Origin of the sequence: Micromonospora palythoicola, from assembly GCF_036689795.1 — a bacterium.
Taxonomy (GTDB): domain Bacteria; phylum Actinomycetota; class Actinomycetes; order Mycobacteriales; family Micromonosporaceae; genus Micromonospora; species Micromonospora palythoicola.
The window spans coordinates 1-4,235 of the sequence record NZ_JBAGKI010000130.1 but is presented as its reverse complement, the minus strand read 5'-3'; the positions used below and the strand labels follow the sequence as shown (position 1 = coordinate 4,235).

Genomic DNA, 4,235 nt, shown 5'->3' with positions numbered 1-4,235 from the left:
CACCCCCAACCACGCCCACAACGGCGCCCGACCGCCCCTTGCGCGACGCCTGTGGCGTCCGGGGGAACACGGGACGGCAACGAGGATTTCTCATTTTCACCGGATCGGGTCGCAAGCCCACCTAGTGTTGGGCACACCGGTGCTAGTCACGGAGTTGGCCACCCGAACGACGTCCCACGCAGTCAGCGGACGAAAAGTGAGGGAAGACGCGTATGAAGGCAACAAGATTTCTCGTACCGGCGGCAGGCGGGGTCGCTCTCGGCGCACTGCTGCTGCCCGGCACCGCGCTGGCCGACACGACCGTGTCGCCGTCCACCACGCCGGTCGGTGGAACCGTCGTACTGACCGCGACGGGCTGCAACCCGAAGTCAGGTGACGCGATCTTCCGCGTCACCGGGCCGGATCGCGACCAGAACGTTCGCTCCACCACCGCCGCCGCCGGTGGCGGGTTGAGCGCGGAGCTGTTCACGGCCGGTTTCACCCTGGGCACCTACACGGTGGCCGCCACCTGCGGCGACGGCACGCCCGACGGCAGCGCGACCCTGACGGTCACCCCGATCGGTGGCGCCGAGGCCGGGGGCCGGGCCGGCGACGACGGTGTCGGGACGATGGTCACCGGCGCCACCCTGCTGGCCACCGCGCTCGGCGGTGCCGTCATCCTGGCCCGGCGACGGCGTCACGCGGTCACCGCCGCCACCCACTGACCCACGACTCACCCCATCCCATCCTGTGACGGGTGCCCGTGCCGTTCTCGACGGTACGGGCACCCGAGTGGGCACGGCAGAGCGGTTCCCGTGCCCCTCGCGGGCACCGGCGAACGGAGGTTCCCGTGCGGGCGTACCAGTTGGGCCGTCTCCTGGTCGCGGCGCTCGCGGTGACCGGTCTCGCGCTGGTCGGTGCGGGTGCGACGCGGCTGCCGGTGCGACCACCGCAACCGGACGGTGCCGCCGCGCCGCACCGGACGGTGCCGGCGCCGCGCCTGCCGCCACTGCCCCGGGCCGTCCCCGTCGAGGTACGCATCTCCGCCATCGATCTTCGCGCTTCGCTGGTGTCCGTCGCCGCCGATGCCGCCGGGGCGCTGGAGGTGCCGCCGCTGGACCGCCCGGCTGTGGCGGGCTGGTACCGCCTCGGGGTCAGTCCGGGAGAGACCGGCAACGCGGTGCTGGTGGGTCACGTGGACTCCCCCGACGGGCCGGCCGTCTTCTTCGACCTCGGACGGCTGCGTCCCGGGGACACGATCGAGATCGTCCGCACCGACGACCGGCTGGTGCGCTTCGCCGTGCTCGCGGTCGAGGCGTATCCGAAGGACCGGTTTCCCACCGACCTGGTCTACGGTCCGGCCGACGCGGCCGGGCTCCGCCTGATCACCTGCGGCGGCCGGTTCGACGGGGACAGCGGCGGGTACGTGGACAACCTCGTCGTGTTCGCCACCCGGGCAGCGTGAACCCGCGTTTGACCGTCGGGACGCCGGGAAGACCCGTCGCCAACGGCAGATTCGCAAGGAGCGACGATGGCGCAGGCAGCAGGGGCCAGCAAGCGGACCGGCGCGGACAAGGGCGGCCCGCCGCCGCGAAAGGTGGCGGCGAAGAAGGCGGCCACGGCGGCCAGGCGGGCCACCGGGGCCACCGCCGCGAAGACGCCCGATACGAAGCCGACCCCGACGAGTTCCCGCGTCGCTCGCAAGAAGGCCGTCTCCGCCACCGCCACCCCGGCCCGCCGCCCGACCGCCAAGGCGACCGCGGCGAAGAAGACCGCCTCGGTCGGGAAGGCACCCGCGAAGAAGGCGACGGCGGCGAAGTCATCCGGCGCGACCGCACCGGCCGGCAGGGCCACGGGTACGAAGCGGGCACCGACCAGGAAGACCTCGGCCTCCCAGGCCGCCGCGTCCCGGTCCCGCTCCGCCAACCCGGCACCAGCGAAGCGGGGCAGCACGATGGAGTCGTTCGGCAATCGTCGGGGTGCCCGAACCGGGTCGCGTTGACCGGCACACCAGCGGGAACGTCGGTCACTCGGGGCCCGAGCGACGGGAAGTCCCGGCCACCGACGCGGTAGCCGCTTCCTGACGACGCGGCCGGTCGACCGTCGCGGCGACGCGCCCCGGTGGCGGTGGCCGACGCCGCTACCGCAAGGATGGCGACGTGGCCAACCGAGACAGACGACCGGCCGGCGGGTCCGAGGGGACCGGGGCGTGCCCGTGTGGGCAGGGCCTGCCCTACGTGGACTGCTGCGGACGGCTGCACCGGGGCGAGGCCGACGCCCCCACGGCCGAAGCGCTGATGCGGTCCCGGTACGCGGCCTTCGCCGTCGGCGACCCGGACTACCTGCTGCGCAGCTGGCACTCCCGGACCCGGCCCCCTCGGCTGCACCTCGACCCCGCCCAGCGCTGGACGCGGTTGGAGGTGCTCGACACCGACCGGGGTGGCCTGTTCGACAGCACCGGCACCGTGCGGTTCCGGGCCCACTACCGGGACGGACGAGAGCCGGGCACGGTGACCGAACGCAGCCGCTTCGTCCGCGAGGACGGTCGTTGGGTCTACCTGGACGACGACCTCGGCTGAAGCCGGTCACCGCCCGGGGTCGCCCCCACCGGCACGAGCGGTCTCCGGTCGTCGGCCGCCCGGATCGCCAGGGCAGCCGCGATCAACAGGTACGGCACGGCGGCGACCGCGAACGCGACCGGGTTACCGGCCACGGTGGCGACCAGACCGTACCCGGCGTACACCGCGATGATCGTCAGGTCGGTGCCCATGCCGGCGAGCGAGGTGACGGTGGCCCGCCCCGGCCCGGTGATCCGGGCCTGTAGTCGCGCGTCCGCCAGCACCGAGGCCAGTTGCAGGCCGCAGAACGCCACCGCCACCAGACCGAACCCGGCCGGGTGCCCCACCAGCGCACCCGAGGCCAGGGCCAGCGCCGAGCCGGCCAGCAGCACCGCGTAGCCGCGACCGCCGAACCGCTGACCGACGGGAGCGAGCAGACCGCCGACGATCTGCCCGACCGTGACGATCAGGAGCAGCAGCGGCACGGTCGTCAGCGCGACTCCGGTGTCCCGGGCCAGCAGCGGCGTGTACTCGTCCAGGGCACCCCAGATGGCACCGACCCCGGCGACGAGCAGCACCGCCCGACGCACCGGCCGGTCGCCGCGGGCTTCGGCGACGCCCGCGCGCAGCCCCTGCCACCAGCCGAGTTCGTCCTCATCCGGGTCGGGTCTCGCCGTCGTGGTGTCCGCCGCACCGACCACGGTCGGCGCGGCCCTGCCCATGGCGGGCACGGCGGAGTCGACGTCGAAGCCGCCCGGCGTGTGATCGGTTTCGGGACCACCCGGCACGGTGTGATCGGTTTCGGGACCACCCGGCAGGCGGGCGCCGTCGCCGGCCCGGTCGAGGTTCCGGCCGGCGGCCCGGCGGTCGTCGGGGAAGCGGATCGCGACGGCCGCGGCGAGCAGGCAGGCCGCGACGCTGGCCGCGCCGACCGCCGGGTAGCCACCGAGCCCGAGCACGGGTGCGGCCAGTACGATCGACCCCAGCACCCCGACGGTGCCGGCGGTCCGCGCCCGGCCGATGACCCGGGCGTACCGGTCGGCGGCACCGAGCCGGTCGAGTTCGTCGAAGACCAGCGCCTCCGTGGCGCCGGAGGCGAGTGCGCCGCCGGCTCCCCAGAGGACGAAACCGGCGGCGAACGCCGGATAGGACGGGACGACGGTCCACAGGGTGAAGCCGGCGGCGGTGCACAGTGGTGCGAGGTAGAGCATTCGCCGCCGGGAGGTCGCGTCGGCCCAGGCGCCGGACGGCACCTCAAGCGCGATGCTGGCCAGCGACCAGATGACGAACAGCGAGGAGATCTGCCCGACCGACAGGCCGGTGTCGGCGAAGAGCAGCGCGTACACCGGGTAGAGCAGCACCAGGTCGGTGAGGAACGCGTACGCGTAGAGCGTGCCGGCCAGGCGGCGGGCACGCGGCGGGCTCGGGATCATCGGGGGCCTTTCGAGCTGGGACGGTCACGGACACCTGTGTCGCGGTGTCCGTGGCGGCCCACGGCCTCCGGTGACGGATCAATGTCGCCAGGTCATGGCGCTGATGGTAATGCCGCACGCGGCGGTTCCGCACAGCTGATCCGAAGCGGTCAACGGTGTGCGGGCGGAACGGGGCCGGTGCCGGCCCCGTTCCGCCCCAGGGTCACCATTGCTCCCCCGTCATAGGCAGCACGTTAGTCGTGTAGCTGTAGGCGGAGTCGCGCGG

General features: G+C 73.8%; 5 protein-coding genes. 4 read left to right on the top strand and 1 reads right to left on the bottom strand.

The window, feature by feature from the left end; genetic code table 11:
* Positions 1-212: 212 nt before the first annotated feature.
* The 4 genes from V5O40_RS27815 (at position 213) to V5O40_RS27800 (ending at position 2,558) form a co-directional block, all read left to right on the top strand.
* Positions 213-704: a hypothetical protein gene (locus V5O40_RS27815; RefSeq protein WP_332908196.1), complete on the top strand. Its 492-nt coding sequence runs from the start codon at positions 213-215 to the stop codon at positions 702-704.
* A gap of 125 nt (positions 705-829) precedes the next feature.
* Complete coding sequence (locus V5O40_RS27810) at positions 830-1,444, top strand: class F sortase (RefSeq protein ID WP_332908195.1); 615 nt, start codon at positions 830-832, stop codon at positions 1,442-1,444.
* A 66-nt stretch (positions 1,445-1,510) separates the two neighbouring features.
* Entirely contained in the window at positions 1,511-1,981 is a 471-nt protein-coding gene (locus tag V5O40_RS27805; RefSeq protein ID WP_332908194.1) for a hypothetical protein, read from the top strand.
* Between the two features lie 157 nt (positions 1,982-2,138).
* Positions 2,139-2,558 (top strand): YchJ family protein, encoded by a 420-nt coding sequence (locus V5O40_RS27800; RefSeq protein WP_332908193.1) that lies wholly within the window; start codon positions 2,139-2,141, stop codon positions 2,556-2,558.
* On the opposite strand, the gene V5O40_RS27795 is transcribed toward V5O40_RS27800, so the two are convergent.
* On the bottom strand, positions 2,534-3,970 hold the full coding sequence (locus tag V5O40_RS27795; RefSeq protein WP_332908192.1) for an MFS transporter: 1,437 nt from the start codon (positions 3,968-3,970) through the stop codon (positions 2,534-2,536). The genes V5O40_RS27800 and V5O40_RS27795 overlap by 25 nt on opposite strands.
* Positions 3,971-4,235: the final 265 nt, after the last annotated feature.